Source organism: Hymenobacter cellulosilyticus, from assembly GCF_022919215.1.
Lineage (GTDB): Bacteria > Bacteroidota > Bacteroidia > Cytophagales > Hymenobacteraceae > Hymenobacter > Hymenobacter cellulosilyticus.
The window spans coordinates 127,863-150,246 of sequence record NZ_CP095046.1 but is presented as its reverse complement, the minus strand read 5'-3'; the positions used below and the strand labels follow the sequence as shown (position 1 = coordinate 150,246).

The window sequence follows — 22,384 nt, the reverse complement described above, 5'->3', positions numbered from 1 at the left end:
ACTGAGTAGCGTTGTTTATAGCCATTGTCTAAACTGATTCTGGGAAAATGGTTTTCGTCACCGGTGGCAGCGGCCTGATTGGCAGTTTTCTGATTTCGGCCCTGCTCGCGCAAGGCTACCACGTCCGGGCCCTATTTCGCCAGCAGATTCCGACTATTGCCGGAGCCGAGCAAGTAGAGTGGGTTGAGGGTGACGTGCGCGACATTCTGGCCCTGCGTAATGCTTTGGAGGGTGTGACGCACGTGTTTCACTGCGCCGGGCTGGTATCCTACGCTCCGCAGGACGAAGACGCGCTGCAGCAGATCAACGTGGAGGGCACGGCCAACGTGGTCGATGCCTGCCTTGACCGGCCCGGTATCCGGCTGTGCCACGTGTCGTCGGTGGCGGCGTTGGGCGGCGGGGCTGCTGCGGCCGAACAGGAGCCGGGCCGCACGCAGCTGCTCACGGAAGAGGCCAAATGGGACCTGGGTGCGGCTCACGCCGCGTACGCCACGTCGAAGTACCTGGGCGAGCTGGAAGTGTGGCGGGGTGTGGCTGAAGGCCTGGCGGCAGTAATGGTCAATCCGTCCGTAGTACTGGGCCCCGCCGACTGGAAGCGCAGCAGCACCCGTTTGTTTCGGTATGCGTATAATGAGCATGCCTTTTATACCCCCGGCAGTGTTAATTTTGTGGACGTGCGGGACGTGGTGGAAGCAATGCTGCGGCTGACTTTTGCCCCGACTATTTCGGCGGAGCGCTTTATTCTGAATGCCGGGGCCGTTCCCCTGCACGAGTTTCTGGCTCAGGCTGCGGCCTGCTTTGGCAAGAAAGCCCCCCGTATTGCCGTACCCGATTGGGCCGCCGAAATCATCTGGCGGGCCGAGCACGCCCGCTCGGTGCTAACGGGGGCCCGGCCGCTGATAACCAAAGACACGGCCCGGGCTGGCCGCAAACCAGTGGTGTACCAGAGCCAAAAGGTGCAGCAGGCCACCGGAATGACGTTCCGGACCCTGGCCGACACGGTAGCCTGGTGCTGCCAGGAGCTGCAGACGAACTCCGCTACCTCCGGTGCGGTTGTTGTATATTAGGCTGGTGGCCGGCTGAAATCGGCTACCCGAAAAAATAGTCGCAAAGGCTGCCTTTTTGGCGTTTTTTTGCGTTGCTTGTAGTAGAATGAGAATGAACGAGAATTTTGAGGACCAGGAGCAAGTGCTGGATACCGTCCGTCGTTTTGAGCGGATGGTGGCCAACAACGAGCCCGTGTTTTTTGACCTGGCCGATTTCGAGAGTATTATCGACCATTACACTTCTAATACCCACTACGATAAGGCGCTGCAAGCCTGTGAGGCTGCTATTGCGCAGTATCCTTTTTCCACTGAGCTGCTCATCGACCGGGCTCAGGTGCTGGCCATGAAAGGGGAGTACACCTCGGCGGCCCAGCAGATTGAGTCGGTGGCCGAACTGGACCCGACCAACCCCGACGTGGCCGTGACCCGGGGCATTATTGCCACCCAGAAGGGCGACTTTGCCCAGGCCGTGGATTTCTTCAAGGCGGCAGCCGAAACTGCTTCCGACCGCGACGATATTTACTTTAACCTGGGCCTAGCTTACCAGAGCTGGCAGAAGTTTAAGAGTGCGGCCAAGTACTATAAGGAAAGTCTGCGCCTGAACCCTGACAATGACATTGCCGTGCAGGAGTTGCTTTACTGCCTCGAAATTTCGGAGCGGCTGGAGAAGAACCTGGACTTTTTCCGCCGTTTTACCGACGATGACCCGTACTCGGCCACGGCCTGGTATAACCTGGGGCAGGCATATTTCCGGCTGAGTAATTTTGAGGAGGCTGTGGCTGCTTTCGAGTACGCCATCCTCATCGACAATAAGTTTTATGATGCGCACGGCTTCTTGGCCAGCGCCTACGTGGGCCAGGAAAAGTACCGGGAGGCTATTACCGAGTTTCACCTCAGCTACGAGGAAGGCCAGCCCACACCCGAAGCCCTGTGCAACATCGGGGAGTGCCACGAGAAGCTGAGCGAGTGGGATGCTGCCCGCAAAAACTACCAGCACGCCATTGACCTCGACCAGACCATGGACGAGGCCTGGTTTGGTATCGGCATCGTGCTGACGGCCCAGGAGCGGTGGTTTGAAGCCATTCACTTCTTCCGCAAGGCTGTGGCGCTCTACGACGAAAGCGCGGAATACTGGATGGCCCTAGCCGCCGCCGAGTACCAGATAGGTGCTGTGGTAAGTGCCTTGGAATGCTACGATAAAGCCACTCAGGTAGCGCCCGATAATAAGGATGCCTGGCTCAACTGGAGCATTATTCTCTACGAGCAGGGCAATTTCGACGAGGCCATTGACCTGATGCGCAACGCCGTAGAAATTCAGCCCGGTGAGGCGGAGCTGCACTACCGTCTCTGCGCGTATCTGCTGGCGGCGGGCCGCTACCGGGAAGCGTATCAGTACCTGGAAAATGCCCTGGTGCTGGATTTCGACAAGCATCGGCTGCTGTTCGAGTACTTCCCCGAGCTGGAGTCGCAGCGGGCCCTGGCCCGGCTGATTGATCAGTACCGCAAATAACTTTTCGAGGCTTCGGCTGCAAGGTCCGGACTGCTTGGCAACATCTGCCAGCGGCCCGGACCTTTTGCATGTAAGAGCGGTTACAGAATTCGGGCGTACTTTTGGCGCGGCCTCCGGAGTCCTTTTCGGCTTCGAGCGGGCGGCAACGTGTTTTCTAGACCTTAAGATTCCAAGTCTCAACGCATGAATTACAGCCTCAACAACCTCCCCGAACGCACCAGCAAGCCCCGTGAGCAAGGCTACACGATGGTTATGGACAAGGGCCTCAGCATCCGCGAAGTAGAAAACTTCCTGGAAGTGGGCGGCGAGTACACCGACATTGTGAAGCTCGGCTGGGCCACTTCCTACGTGGTGCCCAACCTGCGCAAGAAGCTGGACGCTTACAAGGCTGCCGGTATTCCGGTGTATTTCGGCGGAACGCTGTTTGAGGCCTTTATTATCCGCAACCAGTTCGACGACTACCGCCGCCTGCTCTCCGAGTTTGGTATGGAATACGCCGAGGTTTCCGACGGCTCTATTGACCTCAAGCACGACCGGAAGCTGGAGTACATTCGTACCCTGGCCCAGGATGTGAAGGTGCTTAGCGAAGTAGGCTCTAAGGATGCCGAGAAAATCATTCCGCCCTACAAGTGGATTTCGCAGATGAAAACCGAGCTCGAAGCCGGGGCCATCAAGGTAATCGGGGAGGCTCGGGAGGCCGGCAACGTGGGTTTGTTCCGCAGCACCGGTGAGGTACGCTCGGGTCTGGTCGAGGAAATCCTGACCCAGATTCCGTTCGAGAAAATCCTGTGGGAAGCTCCCCAGAAAGCCCAGCAAGTGTGGTTTATCAAGCTGCTCGGGGCCAACGTGAACCTGGGCAACATTGCGCCCCATGAGGTAGTGTCGCTGGAAACCATCCGTCTGGGCCTGCGCGGCGACACGTTTACCCACTTCCTGGACATGGACGCCGTGGACGAGGACTTTAAGCCCGAGAAGCCTACCGGCAAGCCCGGCACCTCCATGCCCCGCGGCTAACCTTGGCTTCATCCGCAAAAAAGGCCGTGCAGTTACTGTGCGGCCTTTTTTGCGGCCTGGCTAAGCCTGTTTTATAGTATTTCTACTCTAGGAAGTCAATGCGCAAACAGTATCTGTGGCTGGCCTTAGCCGTCTTTATTTTGCTGGATACCAGTTTTTCTTTTTGGCAGCACCTAAATGTGGAGCTGGACGGCGACATGGCAGCCATTATTCTGCCGGCGCCCTGGTACAGCCAGGTACTGCAGGACCCGCTAGGCCTGGGAGTACTGCTCAAAAATGAAGTGTACGCGGCACCCAACCGGTTTTTTGCCCACCAGTTGCTGTCCAGCTACTTCAAGACCGTGCCGCTGGCGTTAAAGGCCTTTGTCTCGCCGATTGAAAGCGTGTATCTGGCCAGTGCCCTCCTCAAAACCGGGGTGCAGCTGCTGCTTCTGCTCGTGCTGGCGGCTTACATCAGGGTAGCGGCCAAAGTCGGCTGGCCCCAGCTGCTGCTGGCTGCTGCACTGCTTGTGCCCTTGTTTCACACCTCGGGCTACAACATGCAGATGGGTATTATCGACAAATCGGTAACCTACACCGTGTTCTATGCCCTGCCAATGGGCTTATTACTCGTGTTTTTCTGGCCCTTCTACCGCGCCGCTTACACTGGGCAGGCGCTGCAGCTGGGCATAGCCCAGCACGTCGGGTGGGCAATACTGGCCGTGGTGCTAGCCTTCAACGGGCCCCTGGTGCCAGCTGTGGTGCTTATCATCTGCCCGGCAGCGCTGCTCTACGGAGCCTGGCAAGGTAGCAAGCAAGCTGGGCCTAACCGCCTGCAGGCGACGCTGACTGGTATTCCGCGGGCCCAGTTGCTGCACTTTGGCTTTATTAGTCTGCTGTGCCTGTACTCACTTTATATCGGGCTCAACAACAAGGAAAATCTGACCGGGGCTTCGCTTGCCTTGGCCGAGCGTTACGCCCGGCTGCCGCTGGGCCTTTTCTATCAGCTGACCGTGAAGCTGGGCATTCCGCTGATTCTGCTGCTGCTGCTGCTCAACACGGTGCTGCTGAAGCGGCAGCCGGCTTCGGCCGAGCAGCAGCGGCTGTTGCGCCTGGTAAAGTGGCTGGGCTTGTTTGCCGGTATCTACCTGCTGCTGCTGCCCCTGGGTGGGTACCGCGAATACCGCCCCGACATTATTCGCCGCGACACCTTCCTGCCGGTGCTGCTGGGGCTGATTTATGCGTACGGTCTCACGTCCCTGCACTTGCTCGGCACGCTTCCCCCACGGCTCGGGCAGCGCTACGGCTTGGCTTTAGTAGCTTTCCTGGGCTTCATGACTTTGGCCGACAAACCTATCAATGTGGGAAACCAGTGCGAAAAGGCCGCTATGCAGCAGATTGCCAACTCCTGGACGTCACCCGTGCGCCTGGAAGACCCCGACTGCAAGGTGATGAGCTGGACCAAGATTACCGATGCTGCCTATTCCGCGGACAATGCCCAAATGCTGCACTACTGGGGCATTACCAGTGAGACGCGGCTATACTATCAGCAATAGCCAACCATCATTTTGCCTGCCGCGGGAGCAAGCTGAACAACCATCCTGCGCCAACGCAGTAAAAAAGCAGAACCATATTCATTTCTGCTTTATGAAAAAGCTGTCCATTTATCTATCGATACTGAGCCTGGCGGCCTGCAGCGGGCCCAGTAAGGAAGAAAAAGCCCAGGCCGCGGCCGACACGCCCACCGATAGTGTAAGCACCGCCACCCAGCCCGTTGAGCTGCCCGCGCCTTACAGCTCCAAGTCCGTAACCAAGCGCAGCAAGGTAATTGACTGGCCGGCCGGCCGCACGCCGGTTGTACCCGCCGGTTTTGCCGTGGCCGAGTACGCCGGAAGCTTCAATAGTCCGCGCTGGCTCTACGTGACGCCCAATGGCGACGTGCTGGTCGCCGAATCTAACACGGTGCCCAACAATCCGAAGAAGAAGGTAGCCGCTGCCCTCAACCTCGACCCGTCCCGGTCCCTGAAGTCGACCAGTGCCAACCGAATTACCCTGCTGCGGGATTCCGACAAGGATGGCCGGCCCGAGGTGCGCGAAACATTTCTGGCTGATCTGAACCAGCCCCTGGGCATGCTGGTGCTGGGCAACTATTTCTACGTGGCGAACACCGACGGAATCCTGCGCTTTGACTACAAGCCCGGGCAAACCAAAATCACCGGCAAGGGCCAGAAAATCCTGGACCTGCCGGCCGGAGGCTACAACAACCACTGGACCCGCAACCTGCTGGCTGCGGCCGACGGCTCCAAAATCTATGTTTCGGTAGGCTCTGGCTCCAACGTGGGCGAAAACGGCATGGAAAACGAAAAGCGCCGGGCCAATATTCTCGAAATCAACCCCGACGGCACGCAGGAGCGGATTTTTGCCGCCGGCCTGCGCAACCCCGTGGGCATGGACTGGGCCCCGGCACCCAAACGCTGTGGACGGCCGTGAACGAGCGGGATGAGCTGGGCGACGAACTGGTACCCGATTACCTGACCAGCGTCAAGTCCGGGGCCTTCTATGGCTGGCCCTACGCCTACTTCGGCAACCACGAAGACCCGCGCCGCAAAGGGGAGGCTCCCGAGCTGGTAAGCAAAACCGTGGTGCCCGATGTGGCGTTGGGGCCGCACACCGCCTCGCTGGGCCTGGCTTTCTATGACCAGAAAGGTTTCCCGGCCAAGTACCAGAACGGGGCCTTTATCGGGCAGCACGGCTCCTGGAACCGCTCTACTTTCTCGGGTTACAAAGTGGTGTTTGTGCCCTTCCAGAACGGTCGGCCGAGTGGTCCGATGGAGGATTTTGCCACTGGCTTTATTGCCAACGAGGAGGGAAAAGAGGTATACGGCCGGCCCGTGGGCTTAGCCGTGCTGCCCGATGGAGCCCTGCTCATTGCCGACGATGCCGGCAACAAAGTGTGGCGGGTGAGTGCCGTAGCCAAGTAGGCGCCGGTAACGGGGAAGACCCGTTACGGGAGTGCCGGTCGGCTTCTATTCAGCTCATTCATACGCTGTTTCCACAGGCTGGCTCTGGCCGGGCACCGGAATTATTCCACGCAAATTCTGCTAACAGGCTGCCACTTTCCCGGCAGCCTGTTTTCTTTGTGGGATATTTGCCGGTTACAACCCAGTCATTCCTCTCACTTACTTCCCTTCATGGAGCTGATTAAGCATTTCCTCGACATCATTCTGCACCTTGATGTGCACCTTAAGCTGCTTGTAGGTGAGTATGGCAACCTGATTTACCTGATTCTGTTTCTGATTGTCTTTACCGAAACCGGCGTGGTGGTGCTGCCCTTCCTGCCCGGCGACTCCCTGCTGTTCGTAGCCGGCACCCTGGCCGCCCAGCCCGTAGCCGCCGGTTCCCCTGATACGCTGCTGAACATTTTCTACCTGATTCCGCTGCTCATTGCCGCCGCGTTTTTGGGCGACAACCTTAACTACTTTGTCGGTGACTATTTGGGGCCGCGGGTGTTTCGGGAAGATTTTCGCTTTCTGAAGCGCAAGTACCTGGAGCAAACCCAGGACTTCTATGCCAAGCACGGCGGCAAAACCATCATCATGGCCCGCTTTATTCCCATCGTGCGCACGTTTGCGCCCTTTGTAGCGGGCGTGGGCACCATGAAGTACAGCTACTTCATCGGCTACAGCATTGCCGGGGCCCTGCTCTGGGTTATTTCGCTCACCCTGGCCGGCTTCTTCCTGGGCAACATTCCGTGGGTGCAGCACAACTTTACCTACGTGATTTACGGCATCATTCTTTTCTCGATTCTGCCGCCCGCAGTTCAGTTCCTGAAGGAAAAGATGAGCGGTAACTCAGCCGCCGCCTAAGTCAGACAGTAGGATTTAATTTTTCAAAAACCGCCCCAAATCTTATGGTTTGGGGCGGTTTTTTTTGTTTTTTCGGGACGCCATTCCTTTTCACGTACTATGCGCCAGTTCGGACTTATCGGGTTAAAGCTCGAGCACTCTTTCTCCCACACCTACTTTTCGCAGAAGTTTGAGAACCTGGGGCTGGAGGATTGCCACTACAACCTGTTCGAGTTGGGCAGCATCAAGGACCTGCCGCGCCTGTTCGACCAGGAGCCCAATCTGCAGGGCTTAAACGTGACTATTCCCTTCAAAGAGCAGGTCTGGCCCTACCTCGATGAAGTGGCACCGTCCGCGGCCCGCATTGGGGCCGTAAACGTCATTGAGTTTACGGCCGACGGCCGGCGCGTGGGGCACAACACCGACTACATCGGTTTCCGCGAGTCGCTGCGGCGGTTTTACCCCTTGCGGGGCGAGGAGGCCGGGGCTTTGGTACTGGGTACCGGCGGCTCCTCGAAGGCGGTAGAAGCGGCGCTGCGGGAGCTGGGTATCCGCTACTGGCTGGTGTCGCGCAACCCGCTGGCCTCGGGCCTTACCTACGCCGACCTTACCCCCGCCATTGTGGCGGCTCATTCCCTGATTATCAACACGACGCCGCTGGGCACCTTTCCCAACATGGCCGAGTGTCCGCCCATTCCGTACCCGGAGCTTACGGCCCGGCACTACCTCTACGACCTGATTTATAACCCCAGTGAAACCCTCTTCATGGCCAAAGGTGCCGAGCAGGGTGCCCAAACCAAGAACGGCTTCGAAATGCTCTGCCTGCAGGCCGAGGAGTCCTGGCGCATCTGGAACCAAGGCTGATATAGAAACATGAAAAAATAGAAGTCCTTCCTGGCGAGCATTCTGCGCTTCCAGCCCAGGCGCGGCCATCCTTCCTCTAAATGATGTTGAGATTCCCAAAAGGAAAAGCCCCTTACTACACGCGGTAGTAAGGGGCTTTTCGGTAACAGAAGCTGCTTCCGGTAGCGGACTACGGCTGGCCCTGGCCGCCGCTTTCGCCCTGCTTGGCGTCGTCGTTCTGGATACCTTTACGACGCTTCTGGGGCTGGGCCGACACTTTGCCGAAGCGGTAGTTGAAGGCCAGCTTTACCCCGCGCATGTAGATGTAGTTGTTGCTTTCCTGGCGGAACTGCTCGGTATCGAGCGTCGACTTCAGGTTGCGGGTGGCCTTCAGGAAGTTGTCGGCGCTGAGCGTGAGGTCGGCTTTGTCCTTAAGCAGGTTTTTGCGCATACCCACGGAGTAGAACGTCCAGGCGGCCTGCTGGCCCTGGAGCTGTACGCGGGGCGAGTTCAGGCCACCGTAGCCCTGAATGCTCAGTCCGTTTTCAAACTTGTAGCTGGTGTTCACATTGATGCTGTACATCACCCCGTCGTTGGCGTAAGCCGCCGTGTTGACCACACCGTCTTCCAGGCTCAGCGCCGGGCTTTTCAATGACACGTAGTACACGTTCACGTTACCGCTCAAGTCCCACTTCGGCACCGGCTTCACCGAGCCAAACAGGCTGATGCCGTAGGTGGCGTTGCGGCCAATGTTGGCAAAGGTCTGGTTGTTGATACCGTTCCGGATAAAGCGGACACTTTCAATAGCATTGCCGGTGCGCCGCACGTAAGCCGACATGTTGACCACCGAGCCCTTGATGAAAGTGGTATAGTTTAGCTCGTAGCTATCGGTTAGCTCACGTTCCAGCTTGGGGTTACCGTAGCTCACGTTGAGCGTGTCGGAGGTGTTGCGGAATGGGTTGAGGTAGAAAATCTGGGGGCGCTGAATCCGTTTTGAGTACGCCAGCCGCAGCGACTGGCCGGGCTTCTTGGGGTTATTGGGCTGGAAGCTCAGGCTCGCGTTGGGCAGCACGTTGAAGTAGTCCTGCGACACGCCGGCGTTGTCATCCTGCCGGGGCTCAAAGTCCCCCGGACGCGCGTGTTTTCTACTCGCGCACCCACTTTGAAGCTCAGTTTCTTGGAGGCCGAAAACCCGTAGGTGCCGTAGGCCGACACCACGTCTTGGTTGTAATTAAAGAGGTTGGAACGGGCTGGATTGAAGTTCAGCGCCACTTGGTCGTACACGTCGTAGTCGCTGCTGACGCGGCGCAGAATTGCCTTGGCACCGGTTTCGAGCAGGGCCGTTTCCGAGAATGGGTGGGCGTAGTCGGTCTGAAGCGTGGTTTCCAGGTTGCGGGCCAGGTTGTCACTCTGTTCCCGGTACTGCACCGCCCCAGCCTCATTGCGGCCAGGGTACTGGTTGAGCTCGTAATCTTGCTCGTTGCGGTTGCGGGTGTGCTGGGCCAGTACGCTCCACTCGCGGCGCTTCTGCTCGAAGGTCCGGGTGTAGGAGCCACTCAAATCGTAGCTCTGCGTGCGGAATTTCCGGTCGGTGTCGCGCGTAAACTGATTGGCCGCCGTTACCGGAAATAGCACGTTGTTGAACTGCTGATAGTCGCCGGAGTTGCGGAACATGCTGCCCTGCAAGCCTATCGTGAGGTTGTGGTACTGGGCCGGGTCGTAGTCAAGGCCCAGCCGGCCGAAGCCGCCGCCACCCAGCGTATTTCCGTCGCCATCCTGCTCCAGTGCCTGCGTTTCAGTCCCGTCCGGGTTTTTCAAGGAACGACGCAGGTCGTTGCGGTTAGGGCTATAGAAGGCAAAGCCGCTGGCCGAGCTGGTCAGCCCGATTTTGCCCTTGCGGTAGTTCAGCGACGCATTGCCATTGGAGCTACGAGTACCTCCCGCCAATCCGATACTACCGTTGGTACCCTGCAGATTGTTCTTCTTCAGAATAATGTTGATGATGCCGCCCGTGCCTTCGGCGTCGTATTTGGCCGAGGGCGTGGTAATCACCTCTACGCTCTTAATCTGGTCGGCCGGAATCTGCTTCATGGCATCCGCTACCGACGAAGCCACGATGCCGGAAGGCTTGTTGTTGATAAGTACGCGCACGTTGGAAGTGCCCCGCAGCTCCACGTTGCCATCGGGGTCCACGTTTACCAGCGGCACTTTGCGCAGCACGTCGGCCGCGGTGCCACCCGAGTTGGTAATGTCCTTTTCGGCGTTGTAAACAATCCGGTCGGGCTTGGTTTCCACCACGTCCCGCTCTCCGGTTACGGTTACTTCCCCCAGTTTCTGAGCCGCCGAGGTAAGTTGCAGGGTGCTCAGATCGGTGGTGCCGTCGGTGATGGTTACGGTTTCGGTACGAGTCACGTAGCCCACGAAGCTGATCTGCACCCGGTACGACCCGCTGGCGAGGCTTTTGAGCGCAAACCGGCCCTTGTCGTCGCACACGGTACCATCTATGGGCTGGTTGCCGGTAGCGGGCAGCAAAGCCACGGTGGCAAACTCCACGGGCTTTTTGGTGGTGGCGTCCAGTACGGTGCCGGTCAGGCGGCCCGTGCCGCGGGGTGCCGCCGGTATATCCAGCGGCTTGGGCGCAGTGGTCCCGGGCGCCGAAGACTGACTGGGGCGGCCGGCCGGTGTTCCGGCTGGGGGCGTGGTCTGGGCCCAGGCCGGAGCCGTGAGCAGACCAGTAGTTACCAGAATGGGTAGATAACGTTTCATATACTACAAAAGAGGAAATGCAAACAGTAAGGTGGCCGGCAATGGGCCAGGTGTAAGGGAGATAAAAGCCAGGGGCAAACTCGTCCCAGGGTCGGGTTAGGCCGACAGAAGTTGCACCGTGGAATGGATTAACTGCTTAATGGAAGTCCGGTTATGAATCGCCGGGGCGGGCGCGGCATTACAATACGCGAGAAAAAAATATGACTAACCGCAGGTCAGGAAGGAAAAAAGCGGTACAAACCTACTCAGCCCAGTCGATTTGGCCCAACAATACTCGGCCAGTTGTCTAAATAATCTGACCGGTGCCCGTAAGTAATCTGTCAGTAAAATATCTGTATGGTATATCATAAATGTCTCTGCCTGAAGCCGGGACATAAAAAAAGCAGCCACTCCGGGGGAAGTGGCTGCCAAGGGTTGCAGGTAAGTGTGCAGAGAATAAGCGCCTAATATAGCATTCCGTTAGGAACGAGCTAGTTTGCTGGCAATTTCCGAAGTGTGCTTGCCCTGGAAACGGGCTCCTTCCAACTCGTTGGCGCTGGGCTGCCGCTCGCCCTGACCGCCGGCCACCGTGCTGGCGCCGTAGGGTGTGCCGCCGGTTACCTCTTCGTGGCCCATCTGGCCCTGCCAGGCGTAGGGCAAACCCACAATTACGAAGCCGTGGTGCAGCAGCTCGGTATGAAACGAGCGAATCGTGGTTTCTTGGCCGCCGTGCTGGGTAGCCGTGCTCACGAACACCGAACCAACTTTGCCCACCAAGGCTCCTTTAGCCCACAGGCCGCCGGTACTGTCCATAAAGGCCTGCATCTGCCCGCACAAGTTGCCGTAGCGGGTGGGCGTGCCAAAGACGATGTTGTCGTACTCGGTTAGCTCGGTTGGGGTAGCCACCGGAATGTGCTCGAAGGCTTTCTGGGCCTGAGTGGCGCCAATCTGGTCGAGCAGGGCCTGAGGGAGGGTTTCGGGCACCCGCTTTATTACGACTTCATTGCCGGCCACCTCGCGGGCACCTTCGGCAATGGCTTCCGCCATCTTGTAGATGTGGCCATAGGTGGAATAGAACAGAACAAGGGTCTTCATATGGTTGGCTGTGGTAGAACGATGCAGAGGCTACGGCAGAACAGGGAAGGGGTTGCCTTACTTATAGCTATTAACTGCAATAATGCACTGGGTCAGGCGCGAGATGTATCTTTAAGCAGGAAATTAAGCGGTTGACTTACAGTTGTTTTTGCCGGAGTTTGGGTTTTTTATCCGCCTCATGCAACCGCTACGCTCCTACTATGCTCATCCTAGTAGACCACACTAGGTAGTTTTCCTTTCCTGATTCTATCCGCTTACTATGGAATTATTGGCTACAAACATCTTCCGGTCGCAGCCTGGGCTGCAGGGGCCGGTGCATAACGTGGGCCAGGTGGGCCGCTGCCGCTAATGGGTGCTCTGTCCTCCGCTCTGGGTTCGGTAAGCGGGCTGCGGAGCCTGCTGCCCGATGGGCATTCCACTGCTAAGCCGGCCGCGTCGGCTCCTGTGCGCCACCTTACCCCGCCTTCCGCTATGACTGAGGCCGAGATAATTGACGGGTGCCTGGCTGGCAGCCGCGCTATGCAGAAGCAGCTCTACGACCGGTTTGCCGGGAAGATGATGGCCGTGTGCCTGCGCTATGCGCAAACGACGTTTGAGGCCGAGGATGTGCTGCAGGAAGGCTTTATAACAGTATTCAACAACCTGCGTAACTTCCGCCGCGAGTGCCCGCTGGAGTTCTGGATTCGCCGCATTATGGTGAATGCCGCCCTGCGCCAGCACCGCCGCAACGCCCCGCTGGTAGCCGTCAGCGAAGGTGAGTACCCCGAAGAGTTGGCCGGAGAGGAATTTACGCTCTCCAATTACGCTTTTGAAGAAATGCTGGCTATGGTGCAGGAGTTGGCCCCCGCTACCGCATGGTGTTCAACCTGTTTGCCATTGAGGGCTACGGGCACAAGGAAATCGGGGAGCTCATGGGCATCTCCGAAGGCACCAGCAAATCCCAGTACGCCCGGGCCCGGGCAATTTTGAAGACCAAATTAGAGCGCCTCGACGCGCATCGTTCCAATGGTACCTACCGCAAATAACCACACGCCCACTCCGGAACCTACCGGCGACTTAGAGCAGCTGTTTCGGCAGAAGCTGGGCGAAGCTGAGGTAGCGCCCCGCATGCACCTCTGGGAACAGATAGACCACGAGCTGCTGGTGCAGCAGAATGAGACTTTCCGGCGCCGCCTGGTGTGGCACCGCTGGGCCGCTGCCGCCTGCATTCTGTTGTTTTTGGCAGCGGGCAGCTGGCTGGCCGTGCGGCAATCAGCTCCGGCGAATCTGGCGGGCACCGTGGCGGCTACTTCGGCTACTACTGGTCAGCACAGCGCGAAGCGCAGCGTTTCCAGCCCGGATGCTGCCATTGATCCAGCCTCAGATGCCGCTAGCTCGGCCTCAGATTTATATTTGGGAGACGCTACTGCCGCCAGCCTAGCCGCCATGATGGCCCAGCCAACGGAAACGGACATGGCCACGAGTAGCACCATGCCAGGCTCCGACTACGGGGTAGCCGACGCGACAATGTCTACGGCCGGCACGTTTGGGGCAAACCGTAGCGGGGCCGCCTTCAATCACTCGGGGGCAACGGCAGGAACCTACGGCTCGGCCTCCGGGACGACCTATAACAGAACGACAAGCGGTTCGGCCGGCTCTTTCTATGACCGGGTGATAGGGGCCGGGCGCCCAGCTACGGGCGGCGCTACCAGCTGGCTGGCCGCGCTGAGCAGTCAGCAACTGGCCTTGCCGGGTCTGATTGGTGGCAGCCGCCCCGATACGCTCAAGCCTGCTTTGTCTAGCACGCCCAGCATGGCGGCCGTGCAACTGCCCGCAGAACTGCAGGAAGAACCCAAGCCTGAGGTAGCTGCCCGCCCCAAGCGGTGGCGCCTGATGGGTGGGTATTCCGCCTCGGCCTATAACCCGAACATGAGCTTTGGCGCCTCGCCGGCAAACGTTACTTATGCCAACAGTGTGGGGGGAGCAGTGGCGGCCCGCGCCGTAAACACCTATGAGCAGGCGGCTCAGGAGTATCGGCAGAACCTGCGGCCCGGCTTTGCCCAGCGCGTGGCCCTGGCTGCCAACTACGCCGCTTCGAAGCGCCTGACGGTGAGCACCGGCCTGGCCGTAGCCGAGCAGCGTGCTACCTCACAAACCTCTTACTATTTCCTCGATGGTAAGATGCCCGTCGTGGAAGCCTCGCTGGCCAGCAAAGATCAGCCTACAAGTAATTTCCTGGCCCCGCCCCAGGCAGCCAAGCTCCGTACGGCCCAGTACCGGTACCGCACGGCGGGCGTTCCGGTGAGTGTGCGCTACGGCTCGGCCAAGCCCGGCTGGTCGCTCTACGCCAAGGTAGGCGCAGCCGTCAATGTACTGTTCAGCACGCGTTCTGAGCTAGAGGGCATGCCCGAAGCCTCGACTTCCTACACGCTGAAATCGACTAACTCCCCCTACCGCAAAGTGCAGGGCTCGGTTAACACCGGTGGCGGCGTACGTTTCCAGCCCATGGCGGCGCAGTGGAGCGTATCGGTGGGTCCTACGGCGGAAGCCGGCCTGTCTACCCTGAACACTGATGCGGTGCGCAACAACTACCAGGCCCGGCCCTACGCAGTGGGCATGGAGGCCAGCGTAGAGTTTGGGGGCAAGGCGACGGTGGTAGCCCACTAGGAGCGGATCTGTTTATCTCACCACATTCCTCTTTATGCAATGAAATCCTTACTGTTTTTAGTTGGCGTTTGGGGTTGCCTGGGTATGGTCCAGTGTCAGGACGATACTGCTGAACCGGCTCCTGCGGCTTGTGATGTCGCGTCAGCCCAGCCCCTGATTGATAAGCTGCTCCAGAACCCCAAAGCCAATCCGGCTGGGGAAGTAAAGCGCTACACCGTGCACGGCAAGATTGTATTCCTAGTTGATTCTCATTATCCGGATGCCTATGCGAATTATTACGATGAGCAGCTAAAACCACTATGCTCGGAAGGAACCGGTATTTCCGGCCGGTACCAGAACAGCTGCCAGTGGGAGAAGCAGGACCTTATCAATGAATGTCTGGTGTGGCGTGACCCCCGTTAGGGTATTGGTTATTAAAATGAAAAACCTGTTCAATTCACTTGAGCAGGTTTTTTCGTTTCCGAAGAAACCTACCTTGCGCCAATAGAGTTATTCTTGGCTGCCTTAGCTGTCACCTTTTTGCCTGAATGGACTACCAACTAACCTCCGAATTCAAACCCACCGGCGACCAGCCCAAAGCCATTGCCCAGCTCGTATCGGGCGTGGAAAGTGGGGAGCCGGCCCAGGTACTGCTGGGTGCCACGGGTACCGGCAAAACCTTCACGGTGGCCAACGTCGTGGCCCAGACGGGCAAGCCCACGCTGGTACTCTGCCACAACAAAACCCTGGCGGCCCAGCTTTACGGCGAGTTCAAGTCGTTTTTCCCTAATAATGCCGTCGAGTACTACATCAGCTACTACGACTATTACCAGCCCGAGGCCTACATTGCCAGTACCGACGTCTTTATCGAGAAGGACCTGGCCATCAACGAGGAAATCGAGAAGCTGCGCCTGCACTGCACCGCTACGCTGCTCTCGGGCCGCCGCGACGTAATCGTGGTGGCTTCCGTGTCGTGTATTTACGGCATTGGCAACCCCGAGGAGTTCAGCAAAAACGTTATTTACCTGGCTCCGGGCCTGAAATACTCGCGCAACAACCTGCTCTACCAGTTCGTGCAGATTCTCTACTCGCGCACCGAGGTGGAGTTTACCCGCGGCACGTTCCGGGTGAAAGGCGACACGGTAGACGTGTTTCCGGCTTATGCCGACTTTGCCTACCGCATCTATTTCTTCGGCGACGAAATCGAGGCCATTCAGAAGATTGATCCGGTGAGCGGCAAAAAGCTCAGCGACGAGCAAAGCGTGACCTTGTACCCGGCCAACCTTTTCGTGACCGGCAAGGACACGCTCAACCAGGCCATCAAGGAAATCCAGTTCGACATGGTGCAGCAGCACTCCTACTTCGAGAAGGAGGGCCGCGACTCAGAAGCCAAGCGCATCATGGAACGCACTGAATTTGACCTGGAAATGATTCGGGAACTGGGCTACTGCTCGGGCATCGAGAACTACTCGCGCTACTTCGACGGCCGGCAGCCTGGCTCCCGCCCGTTCTGCCTGCTCGACTACTTCCCCGATGACTACCTGCTGGTTATCGACGAAAGCCACGCTACCATTCCGCAGGTGCGGGCCATGTGGGGCGGTGACCGGAGCCGCAAGACGGCCCTGGTAGAATACGGCTTCCGCCTGCCCAGCGCCATGGACAACCGCCCGCTGACCTTCAACGAGTTTGAGAGTATGTACCGGCAGGCCATCTACGTATCGGCTACGCCCTCGGACTATGAGCTGACCCAAGCTAATGGTGTGGTCGTGGAGCAGATTATTCGCCCCACCGGCCTGTTGGACCCCGAAATCGACGTGCGGCCCAGCGTTAACCAGATTGACGATTTGCTGGACGAGGTGGACAACCGCGTGAAGATGGGTGACCGGGTGCTGGTAACCACGCTTACCAAGCGCATGGCTGAGGAGCTGCAGAAGTACATGGAGCGTCTGGGCATCAAGTCGCAGTACGTACACTCCGATGTGAAAAGCCTGGACCGGGTGGAAATTCTGCGGCAGCTACGCCTGGGCGTCATCGACGTGCTGATCGGGGTAAACCTGCTGCGTGAGGGCCTGGACTTGCCCGAAGTGAGCCTGGTTTGTATTCTGGATGCCGATAAGGAAGGCTTCCTGCGTGACCAGCGCAGCCTGATTCAGACCATGGGCAGGGCTGCCCGAAACGACAAGGGCAAGGTGATTATGTACGCCGACCGGATGACGGGCTCCATGCAGCGCGCCATCGACGAGACGAACCGCCGCCGGGCCGTGCAGATGGCCTACAACGAAGAGCACGGCATCACGCCGCGCACGGTGAAGAAGTCGCACGACGAAATCATCGGGCAGACTTCGCTGTCGGACAAGCGCCGCATCGAGCCTGCTGCTTACGTTGGCCCCGACACGGACACCATGACTTTGGCTGCCGAGCCGGTTATTGCCATGATGACCAAGCCCGACCTGGAAAAGCTCATCAAAACCACCGAAAAGCAGATGGAAGCCGCCGCCAAGGACCTCGACTTCCTGCAGGCTGCCAAGTACCGCGACGAACTGGCCCAGCTGCGGCAGATGCTGAAAAGTAAGCGGGATTAGCCGTTGGCATGAAAGTAGAAGAAGCCTGGCCGGCCGACTCCCGTGTAGAGCGGAAGCGGCCGGCCAGTTCTTTTTACGATTTATGCCTTTCGCTATGAAATACCGCTTACTTGCCTATCTGCTACCCGCCGCCTTGCTGCTGATTAACCCGGCCCTAGCTCAGTCTACAGCGCCAGTCGCGCCGACACTGGGCGCAGCACTGCCCAAGCTGCCCGAAACTGCCTTTCAGGCGACGACCAGCAGTAGCCTGCTGCCCGTTACACCAGGTGTGCGCTACCAGTACCAGCTGGTGCACCTCTACGACGACCAGCAGATTTATCTGGCTCCGGCCTGGCGGGGGCAAACAATGCTCAAACCAGCCAAAACTAAAAAGACTTCCCCGAAACCGTACTGGGCGAGCTGGACGGGCTGCTGATGACGACGCTGAACGAGCTGGCCGCCGAAGGCTGGGAGTTACTCGAAATACAGAACTCGACGCAGCCCACCCGGGCCACGCAGCAGGTGGAAACCAGCCTGCGGTTTGATGACCCGCAACGGCCCATTCATACGGGTACCACCAGCATCAGCACCCTGACCCAGACGCGTTACCTACTGCGCAAGCCACGGTAACGCTGTGCCGAAGGCGTACTGGCAAGGCCCGGTGCGAAACAGGTAGTAGCCCGAAGGGCCCCAGGCAGAGCTTTTATTTGCTATAAGTCGGCTTTGCGAAAGGCTTCCCGTGCTTGCTCCACCAAGGTACGGGCCCGCTTGGCACCTGCCCGGCGTACGGGCACAAACTTCCGGCCGGCGGCCTCATTGTACGAGTGGAAAAAATGCTCGATTTCCTGCAGCAGCTGGGCCGGTAAATCTTTGGTGTCGTGCAGGTGCTGGTGCTGGCGGGAGCTGGCCGAAACGGCCAAAAGCCGGTCGTTGCGCTCGGTTTTGCCGTCCTCGGTCTGCTCGGCTTCAATGGCCCCGATCAGGCGGGCTTCGAGCAGGCAGCCGGCAAAGGCTGGGGCGTCCATGAGTACCAGCACGTCGAGCGGGTCGCCGTCGGCACCCAGGGTAGAGGGCACAAAGCCGAAGTCGTAGGGAAAGCTGCTGCCTTCGGGCAAGGTGCCCTTGAGCTTGATCAGCTGCGTTTCGGGGTCATAGGCAAACTTATTGCGGCTGCCCTTGGGCGTTTCGATAAGGACGTGCAGGTGGCCCGAGGGCTGGTGCCAGGTAGGCAAAGAAAATAAGGAAGAGCTCATAAACAGTAGATTTAGCAGGACTGCTTATACTGCCCTGGGAAGCGGAAGTTGTTAGGGCTGAGCTTGCCACAAACTTCCACTGGCCGCAGGTTTCCAGGCCCGTGCTAAAGCCAAACCAGCCTCCGAACCGGAGTTCGAAGGCTGGTTTATGGAAGCAGCAGAAAGGCGCTACGGCTGCCTAGCGGCCAAAGTCGTCCTGCACGCGCACGATGTCGTTTTCGTCGGAAGGCTGCTGGGCGTCGGTGTGCTGCCAGATTTCGGCTATCATGCCCCAGTCGTCGAGGCCCACGAGGCGGTGCCGCTCGCCCTGGCGCAGCGTAATGGTCTGGCCCGGACTGTACGTTTTTAGCTCGCCTTCCTCGTCGGTAGGGCTGGTAATTACGCCCACCGTGCCGCGCACCACTTTCCAGATTTCGGCCCGACGGTGGTGGTACTGCCAGGAAAGGCGCTGGTGCGGGGCCACGAGCAGAATCTTGGGGCTGAGCTTGCCCGAAATCCGCAGCTGATCCACGGGAAGACCTTCGAAATAGGTGTTGGCAAACTGCTGGGCCTGGTCTTCATCGAGCACGAAAAAGCCGCCCCAGGGCCGCGTCTGGTCCTGCTGCGTGATGCCAAAGCCCTGGGTGTGGAGCTGCTGCTGGGTTTGCTCGAAAAGCTGTTGCTTGGACAAGTCTGAGCTCATAGGCGGGGGATGGGAGAGTAGGTTGGGAGTAGACAGGGCTGGGGCTGAAAATACGAGCCGCGCTGCAACTACCCAATAGCTAAGCAAATAAGACAAGCAAAGATCATCATCTACCGCGCTTCCATGGGCTCCTGGGAGCGGTGCAAAGACGAGTCGCGGATAATTAGCTCGGGCTTAAGAATCAGGTGGGGCGGCTCGTAGGCCGGGCCGCGCTTGAGCAGCTGCAGAAACAGGCGCACCGCGGTTTCGCCCATCTGCTCGGCCCGCTGGTCGACCACCGTCATCTGGGGCTGGGTCATGGTGGTAAACGGCTCGTTGCTGAAGCAGGCCAGGGCAATATCCTGGGGCACCCGCAGCTGCTTCTCGCGCAGCACTTCCAGAGCCCCACCGACGGAATGGCGTAAGCGGCGAAAATACCGTCGAGGGGCGGCTCTAGGGCCAGCAGGTGCTGCATACCCAGGCGGCCGGCTTCGTGCGTCAGGGCTGGCAGCGAGTACACCCAGTCTTCCTCGAAGGGCAGGCCATGGTCGGCCAGGGCGGCCTTATAGCCCAGAAACCGGTTGCGGCTGGTATTCAGGTGCTGGGGGCCAGCCAGGTGCACGATGCGGCGGCAGCCCTGCTCAATAAGGTGGCGCACCGACTGGTAAGCTCCCTGAAAATCGTCGAGAATAACGGCCATGCTCCGCGGCAGGTCGGGCACCCGGTCGAAGAAAACCAGGGGCGTACCCTGCTGCCGCACTTGCTCCAGGTGCTGCATTTCCTGGTAAGTGGTGGCCGATACCGACATCAGAATGCCTTCGACCTGGGCCGCCAGCAGGGCCTCAATGTTGCGCTGCTCCCGCTTCAGGTCTTCGTTGGACTGGCAGAGCAGCACGTTGAAGCCTTCCCGGGTAGCTACTTTTTCGATACCGTTCATGACGGCCGGAAAAAAGTAGCCCTTGATGTGGGGCACAATGACGCCCAGGGTTTTGCTGTGGCCGCGGCGCAGGGCGGCCGCCAGCTGGTTGGGGCGGTAGTTGAGTTCCTGAGCGGCCTGCCGTACCCGTTCCTTGGTGCTCTCGCTAATGTCGTGGTGGTTGGCTAAGGCCCGCGAAATGGTGGAGGCCGAAACGCCCAGATGCTGGGCCAGGTCCCGAAGTGAGGTCTGTTGCTTTTTGGTGGCCATGGGTTCTAACGGAAGAAAAGATAAAGGAGTCCGGATAGTTCTTAGGGCCGGGCGGGTTGGCCTAGGGGCCAAAATAGTCCTGATTGGCCGTATTTGCAGCATCTATTTTCGAGAGGCCGGGTTATCAGCCGCTTCTGTAGCTCTGGCCGCCGGCCTTCTGTGGCAGTTATCTTGTCGAGCTAAACAGGTTTGTTCTACTTTTGGGCCCACGTAGTCAGAAAATGCCCCCATGGACAGCAAGGTGAAAAAACGGACGTTGATCAACGATGTAGCCAGCCATCTGCAGGTGTCCATTGCTACGGTGTCTTTGGTGCTCAACGGCAAAGCCAAGCAAAGCCGCATCAGCGACGCGGTAGCCCAGCGCGTGCTGGCCTACGTGGAGGAAGTGGGCTACCGGCCCAATCAGCTGGCCAAAAGCCTGCGCACGGGCAAAACCCACGTCATTGGGCTGGTGGTGGAGGATATTTCCAACCCGTTCTTCGCTACCGTGGCCTGGCTGATCGAGAAGCACGCCTTCGAGCGGGGCTACCGCATCATCTACTGCAGCACCGACAACGACCCGACCAAGACCAAGGAGCTGATTGCCATGTTTCAGGAGCGCCACGTCGACGGCTTTGCCATCGTGCCTTCCGAGGGAATCGAAAAGGAAGTCGGCGCCATCCTGCGGGAGCATACGCCCACCGTGCTCTTCGACCGGCACCTGCCGGGCCTGCCCACCAACTACGTGGTGGTGGATGGGGCTCAGGGAACTTACGCGGCCACCGAGCACCTGCTGGAACAGGGCTACCGCCGCATCGCCTTTGTCACCACCGATTCCGCTCAGACCCAGATGGAGGACCGGCTGCGGGGCTACACCCAGGCCCTGCAGGAGCAGAACCTGCCCGCCCAGGTGAAGCGCGTGGCCGTTACCAAGGAAACCGAGAAAGTCATTGCCGCCATCCACGACTTTATTCGGGACGAGGCCGAGTGCGACGCCATCATCTTCGCTACCAACTACCTGACCATCTACGGTCTGGAGGCTATTGCCCAGCTGGGCCTACGCATCCCGACGGATCTGGCGCTGATTTCCTACGACGACCACGACCTGTTCCGCCTCTACACCCCGGGCATTACCGCTATTGCCCAGCCGGTGGAAAGCATTGCCCAAAACGTCATCGACATCCTGCTGGAGGAACTCCAAAACCCCGTCGACCCCACCGTGGCACCTAGCCAGCAGGTGCTGTTGCCCACTAAGCTCATCGTCCGCAAGTCATCCATCCGCCAGCCCGAGCAACCGACGATGTAGCAGGGTAGCCAGCCGCCGTTGTAGGTCGTCTGGGCCTTCTAGGCCCGTTGATCTGGGCGTTCAAGCAGTCGAAGCATTCCTATAGTTTCGTTACAAACTATAAGAACGTCATGTCGAGCCTGAGCGAGACATCTCGCGTGCTGTAGTAATCCAATTACTATGGCGGTAGAGATGCTTCGACAGGCTCAGCATGACGTTCTTGCCGATAGGACGTTCCCTTAGATTAACGCCAGTAGAACTTCAGGACAGAAGGCTGATTAGCCGGCTTCCGAATCCGCCTCCGCTGGTTGCGGTACTCCGGTCGTTTTATTCCAGTGCTGGAGAACATCGGGGAAGCTGACTTCCACCCAATCGGCCAGGGCCCGCACTTTTTGCGCTGCCTGCTGCCCTAGGGGTGTCAGGCTGTATTCCACATGGGGCGGCACTACGTCGTAGGCTACGCGCTTCACCAGGCCGTCGGCTTCGAGCCACTGCAGGGTCTGGGCCAGCATCCGCTCACTTACGCCGTCAATCAAGCGCCGCAGCTCACTGAAGCGGCGGGTTTCGCCGTCCAGCACCATCAGGGCCAGTACGCCCCAGCGGCTGGTAATGTGCTTAAGCACTACCCGGGAAGGGCAACCCGCCGACAGCAGGTCGCCCCGCTGCAGCTTGTCGGTGAGCGTGAGGCCGGCTGCCGGGGTGGGCTGACTACTTTTTTTCATACTTACCTTTCTGTACGTACTTACTTTGCGTAAGT

At 58.9% G+C, this 22,384-nt stretch carries 19 protein-coding genes and 3 pseudogenes; 15 read left to right on the top strand and 7 right to left on the bottom strand.

What is annotated here, in order from left to right; genetic code table 11:
- The first annotated feature begins 47 nt into the window (after window positions 1-47).
- The 7 genes and pseudogenes from MUN79_RS00800 to MUN79_RS00770 all read left to right on the top strand — a co-directional run bounded on the left by MUN79_RS00800 (window position 48) and on the right by MUN79_RS00770 (window position 8,258).
- Window positions 48-1,067, top strand: a complete 1,020-nt coding sequence (locus MUN79_RS00800; protein ID WP_244675934.1) for an NAD-dependent epimerase/dehydratase family protein — start codon at window positions 48-50, stop codon at window positions 1,065-1,067.
- Window positions 1,068-1,158: 91 nt separating this feature from the next.
- The gene (locus MUN79_RS00795) at window positions 1,159-2,556 is read left to right on the top strand and encodes a tetratricopeptide repeat protein (RefSeq protein ID WP_244675933.1); all 1,398 of its coding nucleotides are present in this window, start codon (window positions 1,159-1,161) and stop codon (window positions 2,554-2,556) included.
- Window positions 2,557-2,739: 183 nt separating this feature from the next.
- The gene (locus MUN79_RS00790; RefSeq protein ID WP_244675932.1) at window positions 2,740-3,570 is read left to right on the top strand and encodes a phosphosulfolactate synthase; all 831 of its coding nucleotides are present in this window, start codon (window positions 2,740-2,742) and stop codon (window positions 3,568-3,570) included.
- A 98-nt stretch (window positions 3,571-3,668) separates the two neighbouring features.
- Window positions 3,669-5,105 (top strand): hypothetical protein, encoded by a 1,437-nt coding sequence (locus MUN79_RS00785; protein WP_244675931.1) that lies wholly within the window; start codon window positions 3,669-3,671, stop codon window positions 5,103-5,105.
- Window positions 5,106-5,196: 91 nt separating this feature from the next.
- A pseudogene (locus tag MUN79_RS00780) lies at window positions 5,197-6,530 on the top strand (PQQ-dependent sugar dehydrogenase).
- A 210-nt stretch (window positions 6,531-6,740) separates the two neighbouring features.
- Window positions 6,741-7,415: a DedA family protein gene (locus tag MUN79_RS00775; RefSeq protein WP_244675930.1), complete on the top strand. Its 675-nt coding sequence runs from the start codon at window positions 6,741-6,743 to the stop codon at window positions 7,413-7,415.
- 99 nt (window positions 7,416-7,514) lie between these two features.
- Window positions 7,515-8,258 carry a shikimate dehydrogenase family protein gene (locus tag MUN79_RS00770; RefSeq protein WP_244675929.1) on the top strand — a complete coding sequence of 248 codons (744 nt, stop codon included), beginning with the start codon at window positions 7,515-7,517 and terminating at the stop codon, window positions 8,256-8,258.
- Window positions 8,259-8,427: 169 nt separating this feature from the next.
- Here MUN79_RS00770 and MUN79_RS29760 read toward each other — a convergent pair whose 3' ends face one another.
- From MUN79_RS29760 to wrbA, 3 genes are all read right to left on the bottom strand, one after another.
- Entirely contained in the window at window positions 8,428-9,330 is a 903-nt protein-coding gene (locus tag MUN79_RS29760) for an outer membrane beta-barrel family protein (RefSeq protein WP_262922965.1), read from the bottom strand.
- Window positions 9,288-11,003, bottom strand: coding sequence for a TonB-dependent receptor (locus tag MUN79_RS00765; protein ID WP_262922964.1), 1,716 nt, complete (start codon window positions 11,001-11,003; stop codon window positions 9,288-9,290). Before MUN79_RS00765 ends, MUN79_RS29760 begins: the two co-directional genes overlap by 43 nt.
- Window positions 11,004-11,462: 459 nt before the next feature.
- Entirely contained in the window at window positions 11,463-12,077 is a 615-nt protein-coding gene (gene wrbA / locus MUN79_RS00760; protein WP_244675928.1) for an NAD(P)H:quinone oxidoreductase, read from the bottom strand.
- A 348-nt stretch (window positions 12,078-12,425) separates the two neighbouring features.
- Here wrbA and MUN79_RS30535 point away from each other — a divergent pair.
- From MUN79_RS30535 to MUN79_RS00725, 7 genes and pseudogenes are all read left to right on the top strand, one after another.
- Window positions 12,426-12,749: pseudogene (locus MUN79_RS30535) on the top strand (RNA polymerase sigma factor); the annotation flags it as partial.
- A 182-nt stretch (window positions 12,750-12,931) separates the two neighbouring features.
- On the top strand, window positions 12,932-13,102 hold the full coding sequence (locus tag MUN79_RS00750) for an RNA polymerase sigma factor (protein ID WP_244675927.1): 171 nt from the start codon (window positions 12,932-12,934) through the stop codon (window positions 13,100-13,102).
- On the top strand, window positions 13,083-14,723 hold the full coding sequence (locus MUN79_RS00745) for a hypothetical protein (RefSeq protein WP_244675926.1): 1,641 nt from the start codon (window positions 13,083-13,085) through the stop codon (window positions 14,721-14,723). Before MUN79_RS00750 ends, MUN79_RS00745 begins: the two co-directional genes overlap by 20 nt.
- Window positions 14,724-14,807: 84 nt before the next feature.
- Entirely contained in the window at window positions 14,808-15,125 is a 318-nt protein-coding gene (locus MUN79_RS00740; RefSeq protein WP_244675925.1) for a DUF6970 domain-containing protein, read from the top strand.
- Window positions 15,126-15,250: 125 nt separating this feature from the next.
- Window positions 15,251-17,284, top strand: a complete 2,034-nt coding sequence (gene uvrB / locus MUN79_RS00735; RefSeq protein WP_244675924.1) for an excinuclease ABC subunit UvrB — start codon at window positions 15,251-15,253, stop codon at window positions 17,282-17,284.
- Window positions 17,285-17,378: 94 nt separating this feature from the next.
- Window positions 17,379-17,699 (top strand): hypothetical protein, encoded by a 321-nt coding sequence (locus MUN79_RS00730; RefSeq protein ID WP_244675923.1) that lies wholly within the window; start codon window positions 17,379-17,381, stop codon window positions 17,697-17,699.
- Complete coding sequence (locus tag MUN79_RS00725; protein ID WP_244675922.1) at window positions 17,699-17,893, top strand: hypothetical protein; 195 nt, start codon at window positions 17,699-17,701, stop codon at window positions 17,891-17,893. Before MUN79_RS00730 ends, MUN79_RS00725 begins: the two co-directional genes overlap by 1 nt.
- Before the next feature lie 80 nt (window positions 17,894-17,973).
- Here MUN79_RS00725 and MUN79_RS00720 read toward each other — a convergent pair whose 3' ends face one another.
- The 3 genes and pseudogenes from MUN79_RS00720 to MUN79_RS00710 form a co-directional block, all read right to left on the bottom strand.
- Entirely contained in the window at window positions 17,974-18,516 is a 543-nt protein-coding gene (locus MUN79_RS00720; protein WP_244675921.1) for an inorganic diphosphatase, read from the bottom strand.
- Window positions 18,517-18,694: 178 nt separating this feature from the next.
- A complete protein-coding gene (locus MUN79_RS00715) occupies window positions 18,695-19,198 on the bottom strand; it encodes a cupin domain-containing protein (protein ID WP_244675920.1) in 504 nt (167 codons plus the stop codon).
- A gap of 110 nt (window positions 19,199-19,308) precedes the next feature.
- Window positions 19,309-20,363 (bottom strand): annotated as a pseudogene (locus tag MUN79_RS00710) (LacI family DNA-binding transcriptional regulator).
- A 241-nt stretch (window positions 20,364-20,604) separates the two neighbouring features.
- On the opposite strand from MUN79_RS00710, the gene MUN79_RS00705 reads away from it, so the two are divergent.
- Window positions 20,605-21,648 (top strand): LacI family DNA-binding transcriptional regulator, encoded by a 1,044-nt coding sequence (locus MUN79_RS00705; RefSeq protein WP_244675919.1) that lies wholly within the window; start codon window positions 20,605-20,607, stop codon window positions 21,646-21,648.
- 257 nt (window positions 21,649-21,905) lie between these two features.
- Here MUN79_RS00705 and MUN79_RS00700 read toward each other — a convergent pair whose 3' ends face one another.
- Window positions 21,906-22,349, bottom strand: a complete 444-nt coding sequence (locus MUN79_RS00700; protein WP_244675918.1) for a winged helix-turn-helix transcriptional regulator — start codon at window positions 22,347-22,349, stop codon at window positions 21,906-21,908.
- Window positions 22,350-22,384 lie beyond the last annotated feature (35 nt).